The 25,489-nt window shown below is 64.0% G+C and carries 22 protein-coding genes and 1 tRNA gene; 9 read left to right on the top strand and 14 right to left on the bottom strand.

All coding sequences use genetic code 11. The annotated features are described in order from the left end of the window. Positions 1–21: 21 nt before the first annotated feature. Entirely contained in the window at positions 22–600 is a 579-nt protein-coding gene (locus DLM85_RS16745) for a cupin domain-containing protein (protein WP_111479270.1), read from the top strand. Positions 601–766: 166 nt separating this feature from the next. Here DLM85_RS16745 and DLM85_RS25120 read toward each other — a convergent pair whose 3' ends face one another. Then, positions 767–1,483, bottom strand: a complete 717-nt coding sequence (locus DLM85_RS25120) for a hypothetical protein (protein WP_133257113.1) — start codon at positions 1,481–1,483, stop codon at positions 767–769. Between the two features lie 195 nt (positions 1,484–1,678). Here DLM85_RS25120 and rpsA point away from each other — a divergent pair, with 195 nt between their 5' ends. Beyond that, positions 1,679–3,727: a 30S ribosomal protein S1 gene (gene rpsA, locus DLM85_RS16735; protein WP_111479268.1), complete on the top strand. Its 2,049-nt coding sequence runs from the start codon at positions 1,679–1,681 to the stop codon at positions 3,725–3,727. A gap of 190 nt (positions 3,728–3,917) precedes the next feature. Beyond that, a tRNA-Cys gene (locus tag DLM85_RS16730) sits at positions 3,918–3,988 on the top strand. Between the two features lie 77 nt (positions 3,989–4,065). On the opposite strand, the gene DLM85_RS16725 is transcribed toward DLM85_RS16730, so the two are convergent. The 5 genes from DLM85_RS16725 to DLM85_RS16705 form a co-directional block, all read right to left on the bottom strand. Next, positions 4,066–4,476: a hypothetical protein gene (locus DLM85_RS16725; protein ID WP_111479267.1), complete on the bottom strand. Its 411-nt coding sequence runs from the start codon at positions 4,474–4,476 to the stop codon at positions 4,066–4,068. 209 nt (positions 4,477–4,685) lie between these two features. After that, entirely contained in the window at positions 4,686–5,546 is an 861-nt protein-coding gene (locus DLM85_RS16720; protein WP_111479266.1) for a DUF4097 family beta strand repeat-containing protein, read from the bottom strand. After that, positions 5,543–6,436 carry a DUF4097 family beta strand repeat-containing protein gene (locus tag DLM85_RS16715; RefSeq protein ID WP_133257112.1) on the bottom strand — a complete coding sequence of 298 codons (894 nt, stop codon included), beginning with the start codon at positions 6,434–6,436 and terminating at the stop codon, positions 5,543–5,545. Before DLM85_RS16715 ends, DLM85_RS16720 begins: the two co-directional genes overlap by 4 nt. Beyond that, a complete protein-coding gene (locus DLM85_RS16710; protein WP_111479264.1) occupies positions 6,384–7,283 on the bottom strand; it encodes a zf-HC2 domain-containing protein in 900 nt (299 codons plus the stop codon). The genes DLM85_RS16715 and DLM85_RS16710 overlap by 53 nt, the downstream gene beginning before the upstream one ends. 9 nt (positions 7,284–7,292) lie before the next feature. Beyond that, positions 7,293–7,817: an RNA polymerase sigma factor gene (locus tag DLM85_RS16705; protein WP_111479263.1), complete on the bottom strand. Its 525-nt coding sequence runs from the start codon at positions 7,815–7,817 to the stop codon at positions 7,293–7,295. 725 nt (positions 7,818–8,542) lie between these two features. Between DLM85_RS16705 and cphA the strand changes: the two genes are divergently transcribed. Then, positions 8,543–11,182, top strand: coding sequence for a cyanophycin synthetase (gene cphA, locus DLM85_RS16700; RefSeq protein ID WP_111479262.1), 2,640 nt, complete (start codon positions 8,543–8,545; stop codon positions 11,180–11,182). A gap of 180 nt (positions 11,183–11,362) precedes the next feature. Here the strand turns inward: cphA and DLM85_RS16695 are convergent, their stop codons facing one another. Continuing rightward, positions 11,363–12,310, bottom strand: coding sequence for a hypothetical protein (locus tag DLM85_RS16695; RefSeq protein WP_111479261.1), 948 nt, complete (start codon positions 12,308–12,310; stop codon positions 11,363–11,365). Positions 12,311–12,436: 126 nt separating this feature from the next. Here DLM85_RS16695 and DLM85_RS16690 point away from each other — a divergent pair, with 126 nt between their 5' ends. Both DLM85_RS16690 and kdsA read left to right on the top strand, forming a co-directional pair. After that, positions 12,437–13,033: a methyltransferase domain-containing protein gene (locus tag DLM85_RS16690; RefSeq protein ID WP_111479260.1), complete on the top strand. Its 597-nt coding sequence runs from the start codon at positions 12,437–12,439 to the stop codon at positions 13,031–13,033. A gap of 142 nt (positions 13,034–13,175) precedes the next feature. Next, positions 13,176–14,000, top strand: a complete 825-nt coding sequence (gene kdsA / locus DLM85_RS16685; protein WP_111479259.1) for a 3-deoxy-8-phosphooctulonate synthase — start codon at positions 13,176–13,178, stop codon at positions 13,998–14,000. Between the two features lie 262 nt (positions 14,001–14,262). On the opposite strand, the gene DLM85_RS16680 is transcribed toward kdsA, so the two are convergent. Both DLM85_RS16680 and apaG read right to left on the bottom strand, forming a co-directional pair. Next, a complete protein-coding gene (locus DLM85_RS16680) occupies positions 14,263–15,066 on the bottom strand; it encodes an O-methyltransferase (RefSeq protein ID WP_111479258.1) in 804 nt (267 codons plus the stop codon). Positions 15,067–15,172: 106 nt separating this feature from the next. After that, positions 15,173–15,559 carry a Co2+/Mg2+ efflux protein ApaG gene (gene apaG / locus DLM85_RS16675; RefSeq protein WP_111479257.1) on the bottom strand — a complete coding sequence of 129 codons (387 nt, stop codon included), beginning with the start codon at positions 15,557–15,559 and terminating at the stop codon, positions 15,173–15,175. A 116-nt stretch (positions 15,560–15,675) separates the two neighbouring features. Here apaG and DLM85_RS16670 point away from each other — a divergent pair, with 116 nt between their 5' ends. Continuing rightward, positions 15,676–16,338, top strand: coding sequence for a uracil-DNA glycosylase (locus tag DLM85_RS16670; RefSeq protein WP_111479256.1), 663 nt, complete (start codon positions 15,676–15,678; stop codon positions 16,336–16,338). 208 nt (positions 16,339–16,546) lie between these two features. Here DLM85_RS16670 and lepB read toward each other — a convergent pair whose 3' ends face one another. The 5 genes from lepB to DLM85_RS16645 form a co-directional block, all read right to left on the bottom strand. Beyond that, positions 16,547–17,707: a signal peptidase I gene (gene lepB, locus DLM85_RS16665; protein ID WP_111479255.1), complete on the bottom strand. Its 1,161-nt coding sequence runs from the start codon at positions 17,705–17,707 to the stop codon at positions 16,547–16,549. A gap of 205 nt (positions 17,708–17,912) precedes the next feature. Then, the gene (gene dapB / locus DLM85_RS16660) at positions 17,913–18,632 is read right to left on the bottom strand and encodes a 4-hydroxy-tetrahydrodipicolinate reductase (RefSeq protein ID WP_111479254.1); all 720 of its coding nucleotides are present in this window, start codon (positions 18,630–18,632) and stop codon (positions 17,913–17,915) included. 4 nt (positions 18,633–18,636) lie between these two features. Then, on the bottom strand, positions 18,637–19,290 hold the full coding sequence (locus tag DLM85_RS16655) for a DUF5683 domain-containing protein (protein WP_133257111.1): 654 nt from the start codon (positions 19,288–19,290) through the stop codon (positions 18,637–18,639). 72 nt (positions 19,291–19,362) lie between these two features. Beyond that, entirely contained in the window at positions 19,363–20,310 is a 948-nt protein-coding gene (locus tag DLM85_RS16650; RefSeq protein ID WP_111479252.1) for a ParB/RepB/Spo0J family partition protein, read from the bottom strand. A gap of 209 nt (positions 20,311–20,519) precedes the next feature. After that, positions 20,520–21,872: a D-alanyl-D-alanine carboxypeptidase/D-alanyl-D-alanine-endopeptidase gene (locus tag DLM85_RS16645; RefSeq protein ID WP_111479251.1), complete on the bottom strand. Its 1,353-nt coding sequence runs from the start codon at positions 21,870–21,872 to the stop codon at positions 20,520–20,522. Positions 21,873–22,200: 328 nt separating this feature from the next. Here DLM85_RS16645 and DLM85_RS16640 point away from each other — a divergent pair, with 328 nt between their 5' ends. Further along, positions 22,201–23,067 carry a DUF4249 domain-containing protein gene (locus DLM85_RS16640; protein ID WP_243636018.1) on the top strand — a complete coding sequence of 289 codons (867 nt, stop codon included), beginning with the start codon at positions 22,201–22,203 and terminating at the stop codon, positions 23,065–23,067. A 1-nt stretch (position 23,068) separates the two neighbouring features. Continuing rightward, positions 23,069–25,477, top strand: a complete 2,409-nt coding sequence (locus DLM85_RS16635; RefSeq protein WP_111479249.1) for a TonB-dependent receptor — start codon at positions 23,069–23,071, stop codon at positions 25,475–25,477. Positions 25,478–25,489: the final 12 nt, after the last annotated feature.

Raw genomic sequence — 25,489 nt, 5'->3', positions numbered from 1 at the left:
ACCCGCTTTCTGCCTACCGCTATGAAAACCAACCTGCCCAAGCTCCCCAACCCGACCTATCCCCATACCATCGAGAATGGCCTGGGCGAGACGCTGACCTTCCTGCGCCTGCAGCCCGAGCCCGACGGGGACCGGCTAATCGTGGAAAATGCCGTGACGCCCGGCCAGGGCCCGCCCATGCACACCCACTGGCTGCAGGACGAGTGCCTGACCGTGGCCGAAGGCCGGCTGGCCTACCAGCTGCCGGGCCAGCCCACCCAGTACGCCGGCCCCGGCGACACGGTGCTGTTCCGGCGCGGCACGCCCCACCGCTTCTGGAACGCCGGCGACGAGCTGCTGCGCTGCACCGGCTGGATCAAGCCCGCCCACACCATCGTGTTCTTCCTCTCCGCCATCTACGACGCCCAGGTGAAGTCCGGCCAGCACCGCCCCGAGCAGTTCGACGCCGCCTACCTGATGACCCGCTACGCCCGCGAGTACGACATGACCGACATTCCCGGCTTCGTCAAGCGGGTCGTCATTCCGGCCACGTATCGGGTGGGGCGGCTGCTGGGCAAGTACCGGAAGTTCAAGGGTGCACCCCAGCCGGTGCTGGGGTAATACTCCTGGATACCCAACAAGAAGCGCCGTAGCAAATGTTACGGTGCTTCTTGTTGATTAAAATCGAAGCGGTTTAGCGCGTGTTTGGATTTTGCTGCAAGTGTCTCCAGAACGCCATGCTTCGATAAGCTCAGCAGGACCCACCCTCAAAATCCTAAACACGCCCTTACAAGTTACCCGTTGGCAGATCAAGATTGAGTGCGTTCTGATTGATTTTGACCACTTGAAGAATGTCACCTACGTATTGCTGCTGCTTAATTTTAAATGACGCCGGATGATATGTGTCTATAAATAATTTGCTGCCAGCAAACCAGTAGTCTACACTGCCTAAAGACTGCCTCGGCCCCGATGGAAGCCCGATTTTCTTCAGAAAGTCGGAGTCTTTCTCAAAGTACGAAAGCGTGTTCCACCCAATGATGATATTGGGTTGGCAAAGGGCAATCTGCTCGTGCAATAAAGTGCGGTTCTGTCGATACAACTCCGCTAGCCTTGGGCCTGGAGTGACTTTGCCGCCAGCAATTTTGCCGACATTGATAAAAGCAATGGTTCGTAATGCTTCCGCTACTTTTTGAGAATTGCGGATAGGATATATTTCAGAATAATTGACGATGCGGTTTTGTAAAGCATAGCTGATGTAGGAAGTTTTGCGCCAACTGCGAGGGGATTTACGGCAAAAATCACTTGGTCTGTTAGCCAGTTCGTTGGCTATTGACCAACCGTTTTTGCCATAGGCCTCTTTGCCAATAAATAGGGGGCGGATTTGTTGTCTCCGCCAAAGCTCAAGGTTGACTACCCCGTCACGGATGTAATCAACGGCTGGCTGGACTGGCTGAATACTCTTTAATCGAGCTTCAATCGCCGCCCACTCTTCGTGGTATGCCATAGAATACGCCTCCTTTGATGCGACTAAAGGTATGTTGGTTCTTAGGCAATTAGCTTTTTATTCCTCCTCCAAAACCCGTATCTTTGCGGCCCGCCAAGGTGGCGGAACGGCGCTTCGGCGCTGGTAATCAATAAAAAACGCGTTCCGGAGGCGGGCCCTGCGCCGGACGTGTACACGAGGGCCAACTGCAATATCATGGCAGAAGTAGTAGACAACTTCGATTGGGACAACGTCGGAGCCAACAGCTTCGGTGGCATCTACTCGAAAGAGGAGCGCGCCCGTCTCGAAGAAATGTACGCCGGTACGCTCACCACCGTTGAGGAGGAGCAAGTCGTGAAAGGCACGGTGGTTTCGGTTAATGACCGCGACGTAATCGTGAACATCGGCTTCAAATCGGACGGCCTGGTTCCGCGCTCGGAATTCCGCGACCTGACCGACCTGAAGCCCGGCGACGAAGTAGAAGTCTTCATCGAAGACCAGGAAGATGCCAACGGCCAGCTGATCCTCTCGCGCAAGAAGGCGAAGATCAAGCAAGCCTGGAAAGCCATCTACGACGCGCTGGAAAATGACACCATCCTGGAAGGCGTCGTGAAGCGTCGCACCAAGGGCGGCCTGATCATGGAGCTGGACGGCGTAGAAGCCTTCCTGCCCGGCTCGCAGATCGACGTGAAGCCCATCCGCGACTTCGACATCTACGTCGGCCGCCGCATGGAAGTGAAAGTGGTGAAAATCAACGCCGCTTTCGACAACGTGGTAGTTTCGCACAAAGTCCTGATCGAGAAAGACCTCGAGAAGCAGCGCGAAGCCATCCTCAACAACCTGGAGAAAGGCCAGATCCTCGAGGGCGTTATCAAGAACATGACCAACTTCGGCGTGTTCATCGACCTGGGCGGCGTCGACGGCCTGCTGCACATCACCGACATCTCGTGGGGCCGCATCGCCCACCCGAGCGAAGTGCTGCAGCTGGACCAGAAGCTGAACGTGGTTGTTCTGGACTTCGATGAAGCCAAGAAGCGCATCTCGCTGGGCCTGAAGCAGCTGACCCCGCATCCGTGGGATTCGCTGCCGCAAGACCTGCAGCCCGGCTCCAAAGTGCAGGGTCGCATCGTGAACGTGGCCGACTACGGCGCGTTCATGGAGATTGTACCCGGCGTTGAGGGCCTGATCCACGTATCGGAAATGTCGTGGAGCCAGCACCTGCGCAACCCGCAGGACTTCATCAAGCAGGGCGACGTAGTAGAGGCTCAGATCCTGACCCTCGACCGCGAAGACCGTAAGATGAGCTTGGGTATCAAGCAGCTGAGCGAAGACCCGTGGACGCGTTCGGACTTCGGTTCGAAGTACGCCGTGGGTACCAAGCACAACGGCCTGGTGCGCAACCTGACCAACTTCGGCCTGTTCGTGGAGCTGGAAGAAGGTGTCGACGGCCTCGTGCACGTATCCGACCTGTCGTGGACCAAGAAGGTGAAACACCCCTCCGAAATGGTGAAGGTGGGCGACCGTCTGGACGTGGTAGTGCTGGAGCTGGACGTAGCCAACCGTCGTCTGGCCCTGGGCCACAAGCAGCTGGAAGAAAACCCTTGGGATACGTTCCAGACGGTGTTCACCCCCGGCTCGACCCACAAGGCGACCATCACCGAGAAAACCGACCGCGGTGCGGTGCTCGAGCTGCCCTACGGCATCGAAGGCTTCGCGTACCCCAAGTCGCTGGCCAAAGCTGACGGCGGTTCGCCGGAAGTGGGCGAGTCGCTGGACTTCCGCGTAGTGGAATTCTCGAAGGACGACCGTCGCATCGTGCTGTCGCACTCGGCCACCTACGGCCAGGGCCAGCAGGACGAGGACAACCGCATGGCCAAGTTCACCAAGAAGAAGCCGGCCGGCGGCAACGCCGGGGCTGCGCAGGGTGAAGGCAAAGCGGCCGACCTGAAGAAAGCCGAGAAGTCGACCCTGGGTGACCTGGACGCGCTGAGCGCCCTGCGTGACCGGATGATGGGCAACGAGCGTGAGGCTGCTGAGCAGAAGCTGAGCACCCCCGCCAAGCCGGCTGCCAAAGCTGAAGCCGCTCCCGCCGAGGAAGCTGCTCCCGCCGAAGGTGGTCTGCTGAACTCGCTCGCCGACGCCGCTTCGGCCGTGGTGGACAAAGCCAAGGAAGTAGCTGGCGACGTGGTGGACACCATCACTGAGAAAGTGAAGGACCTGACTTCGTCGGACGAAAACGCTGACGAGACGAAAGACAAGGCTTAATCCGCCGCGTCTGGCCTCTCGGAGGTAAGAAGAAGCCCCCGGCCGCAAGGTCGGGGGCTTTTTTGTGGCCGCAGCGCTGATTTTTTCCCGCACGAAACCAACGGCTTACCCAAGCCGCAGCGCAAACTCGGGGCCTGAAGTTTGGGAAACGCGCAAGATGCCGTATGTTTGCGGCCCTAAGGCTCCTCAAGGTGACGTGACCGAGTGGCTAGGTAGAGGTCTGCAAAACCTCCTACAGCGGTTCGAATCCGCTCGTCACCTCTGCATAAAAATGCCCCGCAGTTGTTACTGCGGGGCATTTTGCGTTTTGAGGCTTGTATGTGCCGCCGGCGGCGGCGCTACTGCGCCGTGAGCCACTCGGCCGCCGGGGCGGCATCGGTGAAGTAGTGAAAAGCCAGCGGGACCTGTAGGGCGCTGCCCACGGCGCGGGCCGCCACGGCCGCGCCGGGCAGCTCGCTCTCCACAATGGCGCAGCGGCGGTAGCCGGCCGTGCGGATGGCCATCGGAATCCATTGCTCCACAATCCAGCGCTGGGCGTCGGCGGGCAGGGGCTGCCGCCGACGCTGGTCGGTGAGCAGTTTGCCGGTGTGGTAGTGTTGCAGGGCGTTAAGCGTGTGGGCGTACAGGGCGCGCAAGGTCTCTTCTTCGATGGGCACGTCGGTCCACTGCAGGCAAACGTAGCCGTTGGCGTGGTAAGAGACTGTGGCCAGGCTGTTGTGAAAGTAAACGGAAGCGGGGGTGGTGGGCATTGGGGAAGCAGGTAAGCACCGCAAATACGCACGATGGCGGCACTGCGTTGGCGCCCGGCTGAGCGGTGTTGCGGCTTGTCGAGGCGCCTGGCCTGGCCGGGCCAGGAGCCTCGGCAGCCGGGGCACAGCGAACGGGCCATAACGCAACGCGCCCCGACCAGGGGGCCGGGGCGCGCGACACGCTGCTCTTAGGCGCTGCCTGCACGGCGCTACTTGGCGCGGCGGATGTAGATGTCGCCCTGCAGGGACTTGAGCAGGATTTCGGCCCCGCCGCCGTTGAGCTTGCTGTGGGTCCACTCGTCCACGTTGAGGCGGTAAAGGCCGTTGGCGTTGCGGGCGGTTTTGGCCTGCTTCTGCTCCGTCACCAGCTCAAAGTCGCTGTACACCTCGCCAAAATCCGACTTCAGCTTAAGCGAGGCCTTGGTTTTGGCCGGCAGCGAGAGGTCGACTTTGCCGTTGACGGTGGAAAAGGCCATGGGGGCGCCGGCCGTCACCTCGCGGAAGCTGGCGGTGATGGGGCCGTTAACGGTGTTGGCCACCGCCGAGCCGGCCACCTGCGTGAGGGCAATGCCGCCGTTGACGTTGTTGATTTCCAGCTCACCGTCCACGTTGCTGACGGTGATGTCGCCATCCTGCACCGTGCCGATGCGCAGGGAAAACCGCTGCGGCACTTTGATGGTCAGGTTCACGGTACGGTTGCCGGGCGGCACCTTCACGTACACGTGGTTGTCTTTTTCCTCGGCCGTCAAATCCAGGTTCGAGCCGGTATCGACGCGGCGCAGGCCTTCGGGCGCCGGGCCGCGGGGCGGGCGGCGGGCACCGCCCTCGGCCTCGATCAGCACGTCCTTGCCGTTGTAGCCGGTCACGCTGATGGAGCCGCCGATCAGCTTCACGTGCAGCACGCCGGGCTTGCCGGGCGCACTCAGCGCCACGGCGAGCTGCTCGTTGCCGGCGTTTTTCGACTGGGCCCGGGCCGCGCCAGCCGCACCGAGCAGGGCCAGTAGTAAAATCAGCACGGAACGCCGCCCGGCGTAGCGAATCAGGAAGGGGAGTGGAGCAGAACGCTTCATCGGGGTTGCTGTTTGATGGTCACGTCGCCGTTGAGGGTTTCGAAGCGGAAGTCCTTGCCGCCCTGGCCCAGGCGCATGACCCGGTCTTTGGAAAGTTTGTATTTGGTGCCGCCGGCCGCGGCCTGCCGGCTCTGGCTGACCTGCACGGGGCGTAATTCAGCTTCCGGAAAGTCGGTGTACAGCTCGCCGTGCATGGTTTTGAAGTGCACGTCGGCGGCCACGTCGCGCGGGTAAGTCACGTTGAGCTGCCCGTTGATGGTGTGGTAGGAACAAGGGCCCGTCGGGCTGCCGCTGTACACGGCGTCCACGTTGCCGTTGACGGTGCGGGCCGTGGTGGTGCCGCGCACGTTCTGCAGGCTCACGGCCCCGTTCACGTTGTAGGCGTCGAGCTTGCCGCCGCTCACGTCTTGCACCAGCACCTTGCCGTCCGTCACGGTGGCCACGTGCAGGTTCATGGCCGCGGGCACTTTGATGACGAAGTCGAACTGGAAGGTGTAGCCGGGTTTTTCGCGCTGCTCGTTGCGGTGGTGGCCGCGGTTGGGGCGCGAGTCGTGAGGCCCGGCCAGGTACACGACGACGCTGTCGTTGCGCTGCAGAAAGCCGAGCTGGGCTTCCTGCTTACCGGTTTCCAAGGTCTGCGCCGATTCGGCTTTGATGGTCTTGGTGGCTTCCACCAGCACCTCGTTGCCGCTGTAGCCCTGCACCGTCACCGAGCCGATGATGTTGTACACGGCCAGGGTGCTGCGGGCCGCGTCGGCGCTGAGGCGGAACTGCTTGCTGATTTTCTCTTCGGCGCGGTGGGCGCCTTCGGTGCGGCTCTGGGCCTGGCACTGGGTGCTACATGCTAAGCTCAGCAGGGTGAGCAGGGCGGGCAAGAAAGAACGTTTCATGGGTTTGGGCGTCGGGAGAAAGGGACTTGATGCTTTCCTGGATTTTGGCTTTGACGGCCTCGTTGAGGTCGGGCTGGCGCAGCAGGCGGCGCAGCGGCGGCACCGAGCGTTTTTCCTGCAGCTGCACCATCACGTCGGCCAGGGCCGACTGCACCAGCGGCGAATCCTGCCGGGTGAGGGCGCGCACCAGGCCTTGGCGCACGGCCGGCTCGTTGGGCGCCAGCTGGGCCAGGGCTTCAAGAGTGGCCAGGCGCACGTTCACGTTGTCGTCGTGGTTGAGCGTGCTCAGCAGGGCTTCCACCACCCGGGGGTTGGCCTGGCTGAGTTCCTTGGTGTAGCCCACCGCCCGCAGCCGCTCGGTGGCCGAAGGTGCTTCGATAAGCGAGAGCAGCAGCACCTGGCGCATGTCCTGCACCTGCCGGGTGAGCTGGGCCAGCTCCTGCTGGCTGGCCGTGGCCGGGGCCACCGGCTGCGGCCGCGCCAGCCAGTAGCCGCCGGCAATGCCCACCAGCAGCAGGCAGAGGTTGTAGGCCACCCGGGCCGCAAACTGCGGCGTGAGCCACTCCCGCAGCCAGCCCCGGGCCTGCGTCAGCCAGATCCGGGCCGCCGATGGTTTCGACGCTTCCTTGTACTCGGCCAGCATGGCGTAGAAGTTGGGCCGCAGCTGCTCACTGGGCTCGGGCGTGGGCAGCTGGCCCAAGGTCAGCCACAGCTGCCGGGTGCTTTCGAGTTCGGCCTGGCAGTCGGGGCAGTGGGCGAGGTGGGCGTCGAGCACCAGTTGCTCGGGCGGACTGAGCTGGTGGTGCAGGTAATCGAGCAATTGCTCCTGGACTTGTTCGCAACGCATGGCTTCCCGTCAGTTTTCGATTTTCAGATACATAGCCTTCAGCTCGTGCATGGCGCGGTGCACGCGCACCTTCACGGCGCCTTCGGATACGTCGAGCACGCGGGCTATTTCGGCGTACTTCAGCTCCTGAAACCGGCTCAGCAGCAGCACCTCGCGGTGGTCAGCGCTGAGGCGGGCCAGGGCCCGGTGCAGGGTGGCCACTTCCTGCTCCTGCTGCAGCCGCTCATCGGCCCGGGGGCCGCCGGGGATGGTTTCGGCCAGCGGGGCCACGTCGTGGTGGCGGCTGGCGTGGCGGTTCTGCTTCAGGTGGTCGGCCAGCACGTTGCGGGCCAGGTGGTACATCCAGCTGCGGAATTCGCCCTCCCCGGTGTAGGTGTGGCGGTACTTGAGCATGCGGTAAAACACCGTCTGCACCAGATCCTCGCTGGCCTCGGCCCGGCCCAGCATGTGGTAGAGAAATTGGAACAGCTTGCGGTGGTACCGCTCGAACAGCAGGCCCATCCGGTCCACTTCCCCGGCCTTGACCCGGAGCATGAGCGCGTTATCCGTAAGCGTGTCCAAAGTGCAGCAGCGGGGGAGGAGGGGTGGCTTTCTGGATGTGGACACCGTCCTTCGCGGCGAAGGTTACAGCCCGCCCGAAAATAATTTTTTCAGTTCGGGGCGTTGGGGTGCTGCCGTTCTGCCTGACGTGCCAGTAGGAGTAGCCCATCGACCGGAAAAGCCCCAAAACGCATAAAGCCCCGACTCAAGGAGCGGGGGCTTTGGGCAAACCTAGCGTGCCGGCTTGGGCCGGACGCTCAGACTTACGGAGCCCGCTTGGGGTCTGGATTGCGGGCGTTGAAATATTTTTTCGGCGCGGTGCTCGGGGCCTGAACGGAAAAAAGCCGCAGCCCAAGGGGCGGCGGCTTTTCTCCTTATTCCAAACAAGGTGCTTTTCAGCACCCTGCGTACACAACCAACCGGGCGCCGGATAAGTGCCTGATAAACTGGCAGTAATTAGGGGAGCTTTTGCATATTTTGAGGGAGTTGGGGCCGGCCGCGGCCGCCGGGCCGGGCCGAATGGGCGCCAAGCTCAACCGTAAGCGCCCAAGTTATTAGGCTTATTGCCGCGCACCGCCTAATTTGAAGCGGGGTCGACTAGTTTGCCCCAAAACCCGCCGAAAACGCCTTTTACGCCGCTTTCGGCCATATCCTTCGCCACACCCGGCCCGTAGAAGCGGGCACTCGTTTCCTCCCCTTCCTCAACACCACCTCCTTATATGAAAATCGTTGACCTGCGCACCATGCGCGGCCCGAGCTACTGGTCTGTTAAGCACCGCAAACTCATCGTGCTGAAACTGGACCTGGAAGACCTGGCCGGCACCTGGAGCAACGCTGCCAAAGGATTTCCGGCGCGTCTGCTCAAGCTGCTGCCCGGCCTGGAGCAAACCCGGAGCCTCAACCCGCGCGACAACGCCAAGCACCCGCCCCTGACCCTGGAGCAACTCTCGGACGGGGAGCCGTGGGGCCACGTGGTGCAGCAGGTGGCGCTGGAGTTGCAGCGCCTGGCCGGCATGCCGCTGACCTGGGGCAAAACCCGCCCGGCCTACGACGAAGGCCAGGAAATCGTGCTGTTTGAGTACCAGGAAGAGCGCGCCGGCCGCGTGGCCGCCGAGGCCGCCGTGGAGCTGGTGAGCAAGCTGCTGCGCCGGGAGAAGTACGACCTCAAAGCCATTGTCGACGAGCTGCACGAAATCCGGGAGGAGGAGTTCTTCGGGCCGAGCACCTGGAGCATCGTGGCCGAAGCGGCCTCGCGCTGCATTCCCTACATCCAGCTGGAAGGCTCCAACATCATTCAGCTGGGCTACGGGGTGAATCAGAAGCGCATCTGGGCCACCACCTCGTCGAACACCTCGCACGCCGCCGTCGAAATTGCCGGCAACAAGAACCGCACGAAGCGCATGCTGAAAGCGGCCGGCGTGCCCGTGCCCCGCGGCACCACCGTGTACTCGGTGGAGGGCCTCAAGGACGCGGTGGAGGAACTGGGCTACCCCATCGTGACCAAGCCCCTCGACGGCAACCACGGCAAGGGCGCCACCATCAACATCAAGAACTGGAAAGAGGCCCAGGCCGGCCTGAAAGCGGCCCAGGTGTATTCGCGCGCGGTTATCGTGGAGCAGTTCATCGAGGGCTTCGACTTCCGCCTGCTCGTCATCAACGGCAAGCTGGTGGCTGCCGCCAAGCGCACTCCGGCCTGCGTCGTGGGCGACGGCAGCAGCACCATTCAGCAACTCATCGACGAGGTGAACAAGGACCCACGCCGGGGCGTGGGCCACGAAAAGGTGCTGACGCAAATCAAGCTCGACAAGCACAGCCAGCAGATTCTGAAGGCCCGGGAGCTGACGCCTAAGTCGGTGCTGCCGGCCGGGGAGGAGCTGTACCTGAAGAGCACGGCCAACATCAGCACCGGCGGCACGGCCACCGACGTGACCGACCTGATTCACCCCTACAACCTGCTCATGGCCGAGCGCGTGGCCGGCATCATCGGCCTCGACATCTGCGGCATCGACGTGCTGACCACCGACATTGCCATTCCCCTGAACGAAACCCGCGGGGCCGTCATCGAGGTGAATGCCGCCCCAGGCTTCCGCATGCACATTTCGCCGGCCGAAGGGCTGCCGCGCAACGTGGCCGCCCCGGTGGTCGACATGCTGTTTCCGCAGGGCGCCACGGCGCGCATTCCCATCTTCGCCGTGACGGGCACCAACGGCAAAACCACCACCACGCTGCTGCTGGCGCACATTGTGGCCTCCAAGGGTTACAAAGTGGGCAACACCACTACCTCGGGCATCTACATTCAGGGCCGGCAGCTGCAGAGCGGTGACTGTACCGGGGCGCAGAGCGCGGAATTCGTGCTGAAAGACCCGACGGTGAACTTCGCCGTGCTCGAAACCGCCCGCGGCGGCATGCTGCGCTCGGGTCTGGGCTTCCACTCCTGCGACGTGGCCGTGGTGACTAACGTGGCCGCCGACCACCTGGGCCTGAAGGACATCCACACCGTGGAGGAAATGGCCGAGGTGAAGGGCGTGCTCCCGCGCACCGTGCGGAAGGGCGGCTGGGCCGTGCTCAACGCCGACAACGACCTGACCTACGCCATGCGCGAGCGGCTGGACTGCAACGTGGCCCTCTTCAGCATGGACGAACACTCGCCCCGCATCCGGGAGCACGTGGAGGCCGGCGGCCTAGCCGCGGTGTACGAGGAAGGCTACCTGAGCATCTACCGCAACAGCTACAAGCTGCGCATCGACCGGGCCGTGGAGCTACCGATTACCTTCGGCGGGCGGGCCCGCTTCAACATCGAAAACGCCCTGGCCGCGTCGCTGGCCGCCTACTGCTACGGCTTCGACAAGGACGACATCAAGACCGCGCTGCGCACCTTCGTGCCCTCGGCCGCCAAGACGCCGGGCCGCATGAACATCTTCCGCTTCCCCACTTTCGAGGTGGTGGTCGACTACGCCCACAATACCCACGGCATCGAGAAGTACGCCGAGTTTATGGACGCCACGCCCGCCACGCACAAGGTCGGCATCGTGTCGGGCCTCGGCGACCGGCGCGACCAGGACACCATCGACTACGCCCGGGTGGCCGGCCGCATCTTCGACGAGGTGGTGCTGCGCCAGGACCGCGACCTGCGCGGTAAAACCGCCGCCGAGATTGAAGCCCTCATGCGCCAGGGCCTCACGCTGGACAAGCCCGACCTGCCCATCACCTACATCGACAACGAGCCCGATGCCATCGATTACGTGCTCGAAACGGCCAAGGAAGGTTCGGTCATCACCATTTTCACCGAGGACATCAAAGCTACCATTGCCAAGCTGGAAGCCTTCGAGGCCCGCGTACGGGAGGGGCAGCCGGCGTAGCCCTCACCCCCCGGCCCCCTCTCCGAAAAAGGAGAGGGGGAGCCAGGCGTCAGCAACGAAATTCTATTTCAATAAAAAGCCCCGCCGGATGAGTCCGGCGGGGCTTTTTGCCTGCTGTGGTTGGCGGTTTATTCGCCTACGAAATCCGTGTAATCCGAATAAATCCGCTGAATCCGTGGTCTACTTCAGCGTGAAGGTGGTTTTGCCGATCAGGTAGCCGTCGGCGTACAGCTCCACGGTGTGCTGGCCGGTTTTGTATTCGGTGCCCTTGGCGTAGACGAACTGCACGCCCTGGCGGGTGTTGTCGTACACCAGCTCCTGCTTGGCGGTGTAAAAGGCTTCGTTGCCGTCGATGAGGAAGGTGCCGCCGCCGGTGCTCAGGTTGTAGAGAGCCGCGCCGTCGGGCTCGAGCAGGCGCATCATGATCTGCTTGGTTTCCTTGGGGGCCACGTCGTTCTGAGCCAGGTTGAAGGTCACTTTGATCTTCTCCACCTTCTTGGCCTTGAACTCGTTGTTGTCGTCGTCGTCCTCCTTGTTGCGGCGGTTGATGACGCCGATGCGGATGTTGTCGGCCCGCAGGCGCGAGGCAATGGCCACTTTCTCGCTCAGCTCCTGGTTGGTGCGCGCAATGGTGCCGATGGTGTCCGTGAGCTTGTTCTGCCGCTCCTTCAGGGTTTGCGTTTCGGTGAACAGCATCTCGTTATCCTTCTTCAGCTGCACGATTTCGTCGTCTTTCTGGCGCAGCTGCCGCTCGAAGTTCTGGGCGCGCTGCTGAAAGCGTTTCTGATCGGCCACCGAGAAGGAGCTGGCGCGGAAGGAGCGCAGCTTCAGCAGGTCGGCGTTGACGGAGGCAATTTTGGATTCCAGCGAGTCATTGGCCAGGCCCATGCTCTGCAGCTCCTGGCTTTGGCGCTCAAAATCGGCCTTCAGGGTTTCGTACTGCTTGATCTGTTCCTCCAGCTTGGTGTCTTTCACCTTGATGTCGGCGGCCAGCTGCTCGTTCTGCTTCGTCTTCTGCTGGTTCATGTAGAAGAGGATGCCGTTGATGCCGACAAGCACGAGCACCAGAGCCGCCAGCAGCAGCCAGCGGTTGTTATTGCGGCGTTCGGGAGCTTGTTGTTGTTCCATAAAGCGGGGGAAAAGTGAATGAAGCCGGGCCGACCGGGGCCCGGCCACAACGTTACCTTTACGCCAAAAATACACGGATAAGTTAGGCGGGCAACTTTACGCGCCCCGCGCTGCCCGGTTTTCCCTATGCCCGAGTCCAATTTCGACGCCGCCTACTGGGCCGCCCGCTACGCCACCGGCCAGGACCCCTGGGACGCCGGCTGCATCACCGAGCCGCTGCGTGCTTACTTCGCCCAGCTCGGCCCGCCCGATGCGCGCCGCATCCTCATTCCCGGCGCCGGCCGCGCCTACGAAGCTGAGTACCTGCACCAAGCCGGCTGGCCCCAGGTGTTCGTGGCCGACTTCGCCGCCGAGCCCCTGCTGGCCCTGCAGCAGCGCGTCCCCGGCTTTCCCGCCGCCCACCTGCTGCAGGCCGACTTCTTCCAGCTGACCGGCGCGTTCGACCTCATCGTGGAGCAGACGTTTTTTTGCGCCCTCGATCCGTCGTTGCGTCCCGCTTACGCCCGCAAGTGCGCCGAGCTGCTGCGCCCCGGCGGCAAGCTGGTCGGCCTGCTGTTCGACGGCCCCGTGGGCCCCGGCGACGGGCCGCCCTTCGGCGGCACCCGCGACGAGTACCGCCAGCTGTTCGCCCCGTATTTCGAGTTTCTGCACTTCGAGGCGGCCCACAATTCTATCAAGCCGCGGCAGGGGCGGGAGCTGTTCATCAGCCTGCGACGCAAGTAGCGCGAACTTTCAGTTCGCGTATCGTCGAACGACACGTCTGAACGACTGTCGGTCCAACGTCATCGTCCGCGGTACGCGAAGTGAAACTTCGCGCTACATCCCGACCTTTGCCCGGCGCTTCTTCCAACCGCGCCCGATTCCCATGCTTGATTCCCTCGCCGCCGCGCTGCCGCACTTCCGCAACACCAACTCCGGTCAGTTCTTTTTGATGGCCGGGCCCTGCGTCATCGAGGGCGAAGACATGGCCCTGCGCATTGCCGAGCAGGTGCGCCGCCTCACCGACCGCCTGCAGATTCCCTACGTCTTCAAGGGCTCCTACCGCAAGGCCAACCGCTCCCGCATCGACTCCTTCACTGGCATCGGCGACGAGACGGCGCTGAAGATTCTGCAGAAAGTGGGCCGCGAAATCGGCGTGCCCACCGTCACGGACATCCACGAATCGAGCGAAGCCGCCTTGGCCGCCGAGTATGTCGACGTGCTGCAGATTCCGGCCTTCCTGTGCCGCCAGACCGAGCTGCTGGTAGCCGCCGCTGAAACCGGCAAGGTGGTCAACATCAAGAAAGGCCAGTTCCTCTCGGGCGCGGCCATGGGCTTTGCCGTCGACAAGGTCAAGCAGTCGGGCAATCCGCACGTTATCCTCACCGACCGCGGCAACAGCTTCGGCTACACCGATCTGGTGGTCGATTTCCTGAATATTCCGGCCATGCAAAGCTTCGGCGTGCCGGTGGTGATGGATGTGACGCACTCCTTGCAGCAGCCCAACCAGAGCAGCGGCGTGACCGGCGGCAAGCCCGAAATGATCCAGACCATTGCCAGCGCCGCCATTGCCGCCGGCGCCGATGGCCTCTTCATCGAAACGCACCCCACGCCCGCCACCGCCAAATCCGACGGCGCCAACATGCTGCAGCTCGACCGCCTGGAAAAGCTGCTGGAGCGCCTTACCCGCATCCGCGAAGCCGTGCGCTAGCCCAGTCGCCGTTGTAGGCAGCGGCCGCGGTTCACCCCGCTGTCATTGCGAGGCGCAGCCGTGGCAATCTTTCGGCACAACGGCCCAATGGGCAGAAGCTAAAAACCGGCCCCGCCCGAAAACCATCATCTGTGGTTTCGGGCGGGGCCGTTCTCGGTTGGTAGGTATTGGCTCGGCGGTGCTGCGGGAGGAAAGGTTGCCGCGCTTGACGACGTCGACCTTCGGTTCGCTCGCAACGACTGCCGGTTCACCGGCGGCTTCGCTACACCCCCAGCCCGCGGCCTTCGATGCGCAGCGTGAAATGCTGCTTGGGCGCGTTCTTGCGGAAGAACACCAACCCGATAAAGAACAGGTCCACGGTCGTCGTCACGGCCGGGTGGGCTTTGATGGCCTCCCAGGCCTGCTCCATCTCGCCGGACCAGTGAATGTCGTCGAACACGAACACCGACTCCTCGGCAGCGTAGGGCAGGCACTGCTCCAGGTAGCGCAGCGTGGGCTCGTAGCGGTGGTTGCCGTCGAAAAAGGCGAAGTCCAGCGGCTGCGTGAGCTGAGCCAGGGTGGCCGGCAGCGTGTGGTCGAAGTTGCCTTCGATCAGCTCCACGTTCTGCAGGCCCAGCTGCCCAAAGGTTTCCCGGGCCACAGCGGCGGTTTCGGGGCAGCCCTCCAAGGTGAGCACCCGGGCCTGCGAGGAGGCTGCAGCCAGGTAGGCCGTGGTCAGGCCCAGCGAGGTACCCAGCTCCAGCACGGTGCGCGGCCGGCGGTAGTTGACGAGCCGAAACAAGAGCTGCGCCAGCCGGGCGGGCTTGGCCGCGTGCCGGGCCACGGTGCGCACGGCCCGCTCGCGGCCGGCGCCGGTCTGGGAGCCCGCACCGTAGTCGGTGATGCGCAGGCGGCGCGGGTCGGCAAGTAGTGCGTCGCGGCGGGCCTCGATGTTATCGAAGGGGTAAAACGCGCCGGTGTGGCAGACGACGTCGAGGTAGAGGGAAAAAACAAACGGGGAATGCAGCCCGTGTGCATTCCCCGAGCGAAGCCAGTAGCGGAAGTAGCGCAGTGCCTGCTGAAGCAAGGGAAGAGGGTTGTTAAACGGCTGAATGGTTAAATGGCTGGTTGTTCACGCGAAGTCGTTGAACAACCAGCCATTTAACCATTCAGCCGTTTGGCCATGTAGCCAGTTAATTCAGTCGGAACGGTACCACGAGGGTAAACTCGGGAATCTCGACCTCGAAGGTACGGCCGTCGGCCACGCGCTCCATCAGGTAAGTGCCGCGCATCTTGCCGATGCCGGTCTTCAGGTTACAGCCCGACACGTACTGGTGCCCGTCGCCGGGCTCCAGGGTGGGCTGCTGGCCCACCACGCCCTCGCCCTCCACCTCGCGCACCACACCGTTGGCGTCGAAGATGTGCCAGTGGCGGCGCAGCAGCTTCACGGTGTACTCGCTGTGGTTGCGAATGTCGATTTTATAGGCAAACACGAAGTGCTCTTGCTGGGGGCTGGAATACTCCGACAGGTAGTTGGTCGAGACGCTGACGGTGACGCCCTGGGTGGTCGTTGAGTTCATGGCGCGGGAATGACAACAGGTGTGAATGGAGCTAACAGCAGCCTTTCAGATTTGGTTTACGTACGTCACTCGGCTACGTTTGGCCCGCCGAACTGCATTCCGTCACCCCAAGAGGCATGAGTGTAAAGATAGAAGAAAGCTGGCGCAAGGCGCTACAGCCCGAGTTTGAAAAGCCCTATTTTCAGGAGCTTATTGCGTTTGTCCGGCAGGAATACGCCACCCAGACGGTGTACCCGGCCGGCAATCAGATTTTCCACGCCTTCGACGCGGCGCCCTTCGACCGGGTGAAAGTCGTCATCCTCGGCCAGGACCCGTACCATGGCAAAGGCCAGGCGCACGGCCTGGCGTTTTCGGTGCAGCACGGCGTGCGCACGCCTCCCTCGCTCATCAACATCTTCAAGGAGCTGGAAGACGACCTGGGCACCCCGCGCCCGCCCGACGGCAACCTGGACCGCTGGGCCGAGCAGGGCGTGCTGCTGCTCAACGCCACGCTCACCGTGCGCGCGGCCACCGCCGGCTCGCACCAGAAACGCGGCTGGGAAGAGTTTACCGACGCTGTCATCCGCAAGATTTCCGAGCAGAAGGAGCATGTGGTGTTCATTCTTTGGGGCGCCTACGCCCAGAAAAAGGCCGAGCTCATCGACCAGCGCAAGCACCTCGTGCTTAAAGCCGCCCACCCCTCGCCTTACGCCGCCGACAAAGGCTTCTTCGGCTCCAAGCCCTTCAGCAAGACCAATCAGTACCTGCAGGAACACGGCGAGGCGCCGATTAATTGGTAGACCACGGATTTCACGGATTTCGGGGACGGTCATAGAGCCGAAACCTGAGTGCTTGGGCTCTTTTCATTGTAGCCGAGGTGTGGGGATAAGAAGCTCAAATGCAAACAGCCCGACCGTAAGGCCGGGCTGTTTCCTGGACAATCGTCCACAAAATCCGTGAAATCCGAACCGAAGGTCGGCGTAGCCAAAAATCCGTCGAATCCGTGGTCTAGTTGATGGTATTGAAGATACGGTTCCAGCGGATTTTGCCGCCGACGCCCCCGTTCGGGTTCACCGACATCCAGATGAGCACGGCCTTGCCCACCACGTGGTCCTCGGGCACGAAGCCCCAGTAGCGCGAGTCCAGCGAGTTGTGGCGGTTGTCGCCCATCATGAAGTAGTAATTCTGCTTGAAGGTGTAGCTGGTCAGCGGCTTGCCGTTCTGCAGAATCTGCCCGATGCCGAGCGTGATGTTGTCGTTGTGCTCGTAGCGCAGGATGATCTTCTCGTACATCGGAATGTTCTGCGCGGTCAGCTGCACCGTCTGGCCCTTCTTGGGCACCGGCAGCGGGCCGTAGTTGTCGCGGTTCCAGTTCACCAGCTGCGTCGGGGCCGAGTGCGGGTAGTCGGGGTTGTTCGGGAACACGTCGACTTCGCCTTTGCCGGCCTCGGCCGTTTCGCGCTCCAGGCCGCGCACGTAGGATTGCTGCTTGAAGAAAGCGGCCGTGGTGGCGGTCATGTCCACCAAGTAGGTGGGCGTCGGAAACATCGGGTTGGGCGTCGGAATACCGTCGGCGTCGTTGTAGCTCACCACGCCGTGCTCCTGGAAGGCCGTTTTCAGCTCGTCGTCGGGCTGCGGAATGTCGAGGCGGTAGCTGGTCTGCGACTCAGCCGGCGTGGGCTGCACCTTGCCGTTGATGAACACCAGCTGGTTTTTAATTTCCAGCACGTCGCCGGCCACGGCCACGCAGCGCTTGATGTAGTTGGTGCGCAAATCAGCCGGGTGCTGGTCCTCGAAGGGCACGTTGAACACCACCACGTCGCCGCGCTTGATTTCGGAGAAGCCCGGCAGGCGGAAGGAAGGCAGCTGAATCAGGTCGGAATAGCTCTTGATGCCCGTGCCCCACAGAGTCTGGTGCGTCAGGGGCACTTGCAGGGGCGTCTGGGGCGTGCGCGGGCCGTAGTGCAGCTTGCTCACAAACAGGTAGTCGCCCACCAGCAGGGAGTGCTCCATGGAGGGCGTCGGGATGGTGTAGGCCTCGAAGGTGGCCCAGCGGATAAGTGTGGCGGCCACCACCGCGAAGAGGATGGCGTCGCCCCACTCGCGCCAGAAGCCTTTGGGTTTGGTCGGCTGCTCGGCCGGCTTGTTCTTCCAGAAAGTAACTGCCATCGGGGGTGAGGAGCTTGGAGTAACACGTGACAGGTGACACGTGACAAGTTTGGAGGTAATAAAAGGCGGCTGAAACAAAGGTATCAGCCGGGTACGGGGCAGCAAGAATAACGGGGCTTGACCAAATTTCAGCGCAAGCGTCCGAAAATACGGCCCTTCCCCGCCACTCAACACGTGTCACTTGTTACGTGTCACGTGTTACTTTTTACAACCCCAGCAGGTCCTTCATGCCGAACACGCCCTGCTTGCCGGGCAGCCACTCGGCGGCCAGCACCGCGCCGTGGGCGAAGCCTTCGCGCGAGAGGGCCTCGTGCTTCAGCTCCAGCACGTCGACGGGCGAGGAGTACGTGACAACGTGCGTGCCCACGGTTTCGGCCAGGCGCTCCGAAATGATGGCCAGCTCGTCCGGGGCCTGGGCCGGGTCATTGCGCCACTTCTTCTTCTCGGAGTAATGGCGCATGATGCCCTCGGCCGTGGTCAGAGCCGTGCCGCTGGGCTGGTCCACCTTGTGCACGTGGTGAATTTCGCGCACCTGCACATCGTAGCCGCCGAACTGGTGCATTTTGGCCGCGATGTACTCATTGAAGTGGAAAAACAGGTTCACGCCCACGCTGTAGTTGGAGGCGTAGAACAGCGCCCCGCCCTTTTCCTTGGCCAACGTCCTGGCCTCGCCGAAGTGGTGCAGCCAGCCCGTGGAGCCGCACACCACCGGCAGCCCCTGGCGCAGGCAGGCCTGCACGTTGGCAAAGGCCGCGTCGGGGTGGGTGAACTCAATGGCCACGTCGGCGTTGTGCGGGCCGAACTGTTCCAGCTTCGCGTCGGGGTGCGAGGGGTCGATGATGCCGGCAATCCGGTGTCCGCGGCTTAGGGCTAAGGCTTCAATGGCCCGGCCCATCTTGCCGTAGCCAATCAGGAGAATGTTCATGGTGTCAGAAGCGGCGCGGCACGACGGATTTCGCGGCCGTGCGCGGAGTAAAGGTAAAGGCCAGCCCGAACGAGGGGCTGCCGGGCACCGGCAGGGCGTAGGGCTGCACGTTCAGCGAGAGGTTGTCGCTCACGTCGAAGTCGTACAGGTGCGCGTCCACCAGTGCGTCGAGGATCTGCGCGCCGTAGGCCAGGCCGATGTAGGCGAAGAACACGTCGCGGTTGCTGCGGTAAAAGCGCAGGGCATTGAACTGCTGCGCATCGCCGGCGGCATCCTGCGTGTACACGCCGGAGCGCGTGCCGGTATCAACGGACTCGGGGCCGGTGAGGCCGTTTTGGCGGTTGCGGCGGGCGTCGACGCCGCGCTTGAACTCGCGGTAGCGCTGCCAGTAAAACACCTCGGCCGCTACCGTGCCGCCCAGCGCCCCGTACACCAGCGGCAGCTTCCAGTACTTGTGGTTGTAGACCTGCCCGGCGCCGGGCAGCATAGCCGCCAGCAGCACGGCTTTCTGCGGGCGCGTCACGCGCATGCCCAGCAGGCGCTGGTTGCGGCGCAGCGAGTCGGCCACGGTGGGCCCGGCCTGCACCCGCACCGAGTCGGGGCCGGCCGTGACGGCCTGGGCCCGCGCCGCCGGGGCAGCCAGACAAAACAGCCCCACTGCCGGCAGCAATGGGGCCGTTCGAAGCCAACTAAAACTTGGGTTGCTCATAATTGCTCCCCACAACGCCGCTTACGCCGGTTGCAGTATGCTGATGATGCGGTGCATGTCCTCGGCCGAGTCGAAGCTGATGCGAATCTCGCCCCGACCCTGCGCCGTGGGTTTCACTTGTACGCGCGAGCCGAATCGGTCGGACAAATGCCGCTCGGCCCGCTTGATTTCGGCTACCTGCACCACCGGCTGGTCCGTCGCCGGCGCGGAGTCGTTTTTCGCCGCCGGGGCCGATACGCCCTGGCGCACCAGCTGCTCCACCCGCCGCACCGACATTTCCTCCGTCACGATGCGCCGGAACAGGTTCAGCTGCGCCGCCGCGTCGTCGACGCTGAGCAGGGCGCGGGCGTGGCCCATCGAAATGACACTGTCGCGCAGGCCGATCTGGATGTCGGGCGGCAGCTTGAGCAAGCGCAGGTAGTTGGTTACGGTCGAGCGGTTTTTGCCCACCCGGTCGCCCAGCTCTTCCTGCTTCAGATTACACTCGCTCACCAGGCGCTGGTAGCTGAGGGCAATTTCGATGGCGTTGAGGTTTTCGCGCTGGATGTTCTCAATCAGCGCCATTTCCAGCATTTGCTGGTCGTCGGCCTTGCGGATGTAGGCCGGAATAGCCTCCAGGCCCGCCAGGCGCGAGGCCTGCAGGCGCCGCTCACCCGAAATCAGCTGGTAGGCGGCCGGGCCGGTCTGGCGCACCGTCACGGGCTGAATGATGCCCTGCACCTTGATGCTCTCGGCCAGGTCCTGCAGCGCCTCCTGGTCGAAGTGGGTGCGCGGCTGGTAAGGGTTGGCCTCGATCTGGTCGGTCGGAATCAGCCCCACGGAGTTGGCGGGGTGGGGCACCAGGCCCAGCCGCTCGCTCTTTTTCTCGTAGCTCCCCTCGATAAGGGCGTTCAACCCGCGACCCAGGCCCCCCACGCGGCGCTTGGCCAGCGGCGTCGGGGTCGGTTTCTCTTCGTGCTTCTCTGACATACTCACTCTGAGGGCCATCGGCCAATTACCAGCCGATGTGAAATCAAAAATAGCAGAAACCACCGTGAAACCTTCCATTAATTTTGTGGAACGTTGGGTTGGTCAATGGTTAAATTACTGGCTGTTAAATGGTTGTTCGTGGAACATTTTCTCGCTTCACTACTGACCTGCCCATCGGCCAGCCGCGTAACAACCTGTCACCTTAAAACTTACAGCTGCTCACGCACCAGCGTCAGCACGCGCTCCATCTCACGGCGGATGACGCTGGTTTCGGCCAGGTGGTTGTTGTTCATAAAGCTCACGGCCAGCAGCCGGCCCGAGCGGGTGCGCAGGTAGCCGCAGAGGTTGTGGTTGTTGGTAAGCGTACCCGTCTTGCCCCAGAACCACAGGCCTTTCGGGTCGCGGTAGGCGCGCTTAAGGGTGCCCTGCCGACCACCGGCGGCTAGCAGATCAAACAGCCGGGCCTCAGGCACCAGCTTGTGCAGCTCCAGCAGCAGGGCCACCTGGTTGCGCGGGGTGGTCAGGTTCTGGCGCGAGAGGCCCGAGCCGTCGACCCAGGCCACCGAGTCGGGCAGGGTGCGCAGCCAGCCCTGCCGGCGCACATGCTGCACCGTGCGGGCAATGCTGAGCGTGTCGTGGCCGAGCTGGGCGGAGCAGAGCAGCAGGGTTTGCTCGGCCAGAAAGTTGTCGCTGACGCGGATGCAGCGGCGCAGCAGGGAGTCTACGTTCAGGCCGTAGTACGTCTTCGCCGTTTCGCCGGGGCGCAGGCGCCAGCGCACGGGCTGCACGTCGCGCTTCAGGGTGTCGCGCAGCAGGCTCAGCAGCAGGGCGGCGTCGGTGCGGAACGGGACTTCGTCGACCCAGGCCCGGGGCGCGGGAAACCAGGTGTAGCGGTTGGCTTCCAGCTCGCGGCGCACGTGGTCGGGGCTGGCGGCGCCGGGCGGGGCCTTCTGCGTAGCGGCCCGAAACCAGGCCGGGCGCACCGCCACCGTGCTCTGGCCGGGCCGGCGGTAGTAAAAGCGCACGGTGTGCCCATAAACGGGGAAGGGGCCGCGCTCGGGCTGAAAGTAGTAGGGGTAATCGTCCCAGCTCCAGCCGGGCCCCAGCTTGGCGTCGGCCATCGGGGTTTCGGCGTAGCCGAGCGGGCCGGGCCAGCGGCGCAGCAGCTGGTAGGCGCGGGTACTGGGGATGTCGCCGTGGAGGAAGGTGGGGTCGGCGGTGCCGCGGAAGAGGAGCGTGTCGCCGCGGACGACGTAGCGCAGGGCCGGCACCGAGTCGGGCAGCAGGCGCAGCGCGGCGTAGAGCGTGAGCAGTTTCTGGGTGCTGGCCGGGGTGAAGTACTTGTCGGCGTGCCAGGCAGCCAAGACTTCGCCGGTGGCTACGTCGGCGAGCTGCAGGCCGGCGTGGTGCTGGCGCAGAATGGGCGAGTTGTCCAGCTCGCGCACCAGCCAATCGGCCGGGGCAGCGGGCAAAGCGGGGGGAGCAGCAGGAGGGGCAATCTGGGCCGGGGCAACGGCCGCAAGGCCAATCCAGCCGACGAAAAGCAGAAACAGGCGGCGCATGGGGCGCCTAAGCTACGGCGAACGGCCGCAGTTTGGTGCCCGGGCGGCGGACCGTTGCGGGCCAGCAACGCATGGGGTGGTCAGATTGCCGGGTTTTCGGTAATTTACCGATATGATATACGTTCTCAGGGTTTGGCGCGTTTGACGGGCCCGGTGCTGCCGGGGCATCTGTCCGGCAAGGCCGCTTTAGAGCCCCGGCACCGCGCCGCAGATTACAATCGGGCGGCTTGATTAACGTCTGTCGATTACGTGGACTATTAGAAGTATTACGCTTGGCAAAATGAGGACGAGAGCAGGGGCCCTGACGGCTGGAACTTTGGGAGCAGTGATGCTGAGCGGGTGCATCGACCAGATCAGCGCCGACTTGCCGCTGCCAGCGAAGCAGCTGGTGCTTAACGCCATCCTGACGCCCGATAGCATTTTTCGGGTCCAGGTCAGCCGCGTCGCCGGCGTTACCGACTCCGCCACGCGCCTGCTCGACGCGGCCCAGGTGTACCTGCAGGCGCCCGGGCAGCCGGCCGAGCAGCTGCACCGCCAGGGCCGGGGCTGGTACTACACGGCCGCCCGCCCCCGCCCCGGGCAGCCCTACACGCTGACGGCGGCGGCCGACGGCTACCCCGGCGTCGGGGCCACCGATACCGTGCCGGCGCCGGTGCCCATCCAGGATGCCTGGTATCTGTATCCGACTGCCACCGACCGCAACAACGAGCTGCTCGGCACCGTGGTGCTGCGCTTCGACGACCCGGCGGCCACCGCCAACTACTACGAGGTCAGTCTTTACCAGTCGGCCGGGGAGCGGAGCGGCATTCCGCTGGACGCGCGCGGCAACCCCACCCTGGCGGCGGAAGACGATGCCGGCTTCAACCCGCCTTCGCTGGTGTTTTCGGACCAGCTATTCAACGGCCAGCGCTTCGAGCTGCGGGCGGCTTTTCACCCCAACGGCGCCGGCGTCCGCAACGGCGTGCCTTACGCCGAGAATCCCTACCTGGTGCTGCGCTCCGTGAGCCGGGCGTACTACCGGTACCGCAAAAGCTGGACCCGGCACCTCTACAACCAGGGCACCAAAGGCGACACCAACGACCTGAACCAGCTGCTCTTCCTCGGCGACCCCAGCGCGATGTACACCAACGTGCGCGGCGGGTACGGGGTGGTGGTTGGCTACGCCAAGGAGACGCTGCTTTTACGCCCCCGCTGATATGCTGCTACGCTGCTCCTTTCGCGGCGGCTGCCTGGCCGGAGCGCTGCTGCTGGCGGCCCACTCCGGCCGGGGCCAGGCCACGCGCGTGACCATCAGCGGCACCGTGCAGGACGCGCTGACCGGCGAAAAGCTGATCGGGGCGGCGGTATACGTGGCCGGCGGCCAGGTCGGGACGACCACCAACGCGGCCGGGTTCTACTCCCTGACCCTGGGGGCCCAGGATACCGTGCAGCTGACGGCCAGTTACCTGGGCTACCGGCGCACGGCGCTCCGCCTGCCGGGGCGGCGCACGGCCAGCCAACTCTTCGCCCTCGTCGCCGACAACGAGCTGGGGGAGGTGCAGGTGCATGGCGCGCTGGAAGCCCCGCTGGAGCGCCGCGCCGAGATGAGCACGCTGCAGATTCCGATAACCCAGCTGCGGCAGCTGCCGGCCCTGCTCGGCGAGGCCGATGTGCTGCGGGCGTTTCAGTTGATGCCCGGGGTGCAGTCGGGGCGCGAGGGCAGCGGCGCGCTGTACGTGCGCGGCGGCTCGCCCGATCAGAACCTGACCCTGCTCGACGACGTGCCCGTGTACTACGTGAGTCACCTGGGCGGCTTTCTTTCGGTGTTTGACGCGGCCGCCATCAGCGACGTGCGCCTGATCAAGGGCGGCTTTCCGGCCCGCTACGGCGGCCGTCTGTCGTCCGTGCTCGATGTGCGCCTGAAGGAAGGCAACCGGCAAAAACTGAGCGGACGGGCCGGCCTGGGGGTGCTGGCCACCCACTTTTCGCTGGAAGGGCCGCTGGGCAAGGGCAAAACCACCTTTCTCGTCTCGGCCCGCCGCGGCAACCTGGACGTGTTTTCGCGCCTGGCCAGCAAGCGGGCCTCGGGGGGCGGCAGCGTCGTGGGCTACTCCTTTTACGACGGCAGCCTCAAGGTCAGCCACCAGGCCACCGCCCGCGACCAGCTGTTTGCCGCCGTGTACCTGAGCGGCGACCGGCTGTTTCTGGTGCAGAAGCCCCAGGTAGTGGCCCGGCCCCAGGGCGAGTTTCGCTCGCAGGGCGCCAGCAACCTGCGCTACGGCAATGCCCTGGCCTCGCTGCGCTGGAACCGGCAGCTGTCCCCGCGGCTTTTCGGCAATGCCACGCTGGCTTTGACCCGGTTTCGCTACGAAAACGGGCAGACCTACCGCGCCGAGGACAGCTCACCGGCCGGCCGCAGCGAAAACAGCGCCGCCCGCTTTACCTCCGGCGTGCAGGACGTGCAGCTGAAAGCCGACGTGGACTACTACCCCAACCCGGCGCACCAGCTCCGGTTCGGCGCTACGGGCCTGCAGCATACGTTCACGCCGGGCGTGAATTACTTTACCACCCGCACCAACGTAGCCGGGGTCGATACCGTGTTCGGCAGCCACCGCCTGACGGCCCTGGAGGCCGCCGCTTACGCGGAAGACGAATGGCGGCTCGGGGCACGCTTCTCGGCCAATGTGGGCGTGCGGGCCGTGGCCTACACCGTGCAGGGACACACCTTCGGGGGCGTGCAGCCGCGCGTGCTCGGTACCTACCTGCTGGGCGCGCATACGGCGGTGAAGGCGTCCTACGCCGCCATGCAGCAGTACCTGCACCTGCTCTCCAACAATGGGGCCGGCCTGCCGACCGACCTGTGGGTGCCCGCCACCAAGCGCATTGCGCCGCAGCGGGCGCAGCAGGTGGCCGTGGGCCTGGCCCATACCGTGGCCGCCTGGGGCGTGGAGGTGAGCGTGGAGGCCTTCTACAAGCGTCTGCGCAGCCTGATCGAATTTCGGGAGGGGGCCACGTTCTACAACAGCTCCCAGGACTGGCAGGACAAAGTCGTCGGCGGGGGGCAGGGGCGGGTGCGGGGCTTGGAGGTGCTGGTGCAGCGGAAAACCGGCCGCCTCACCGGCTGGGTGGGCTACACGCTGGCGCGCAACGAGCGGCAGTTCAACGGTCTGAACCAGGATCAGTGGTACCCCTACAAGTTCGACCGGCGCCACGACGCCTCGGTGGTGCTGGTGTACGCGCTGCGGCCCGGCCTGACGCTGTCGGCCACCTGGGTTTACGGCACCGGCAATGCCCTGACGCTGGCCCAGGGTACCTACAACGTTGTGGAGCAGAGCTACGGCCTGGGCGGCGGCCTGGCCGACCGCTACGCCTACCAGGAGGCCGAACTATACGGCCCCAAAAACAGCTTCCGCATGCGCGCTTACCACCGCCTCGATCTGGGGGCAACCTTCACCAAAACCGTCCGGCACGGGGAGCGGACCTGGCGCGTGGGGGCCTACAACGCCTACAGCCGCCACAACCCGTACTACCTGTACTTCGAGCGCGACCAGCGCCAGCAGAAGCAGCTCTACCAGCTGAGCCTGTTTCCCATCCTGCCCGCCGTCAGCTACGAACGCAGCTTCTGAGGGCAGCCCCAC

The organism is Hymenobacter edaphi (assembly GCF_003258365.1).
GTDB classification, from domain to species: Bacteria; Bacteroidota; Bacteroidia; order Cytophagales; family Hymenobacteraceae; genus Solirubrum; species Solirubrum edaphi.
This window is presented reverse-complemented; position numbering and strand designations above follow the sequence as displayed.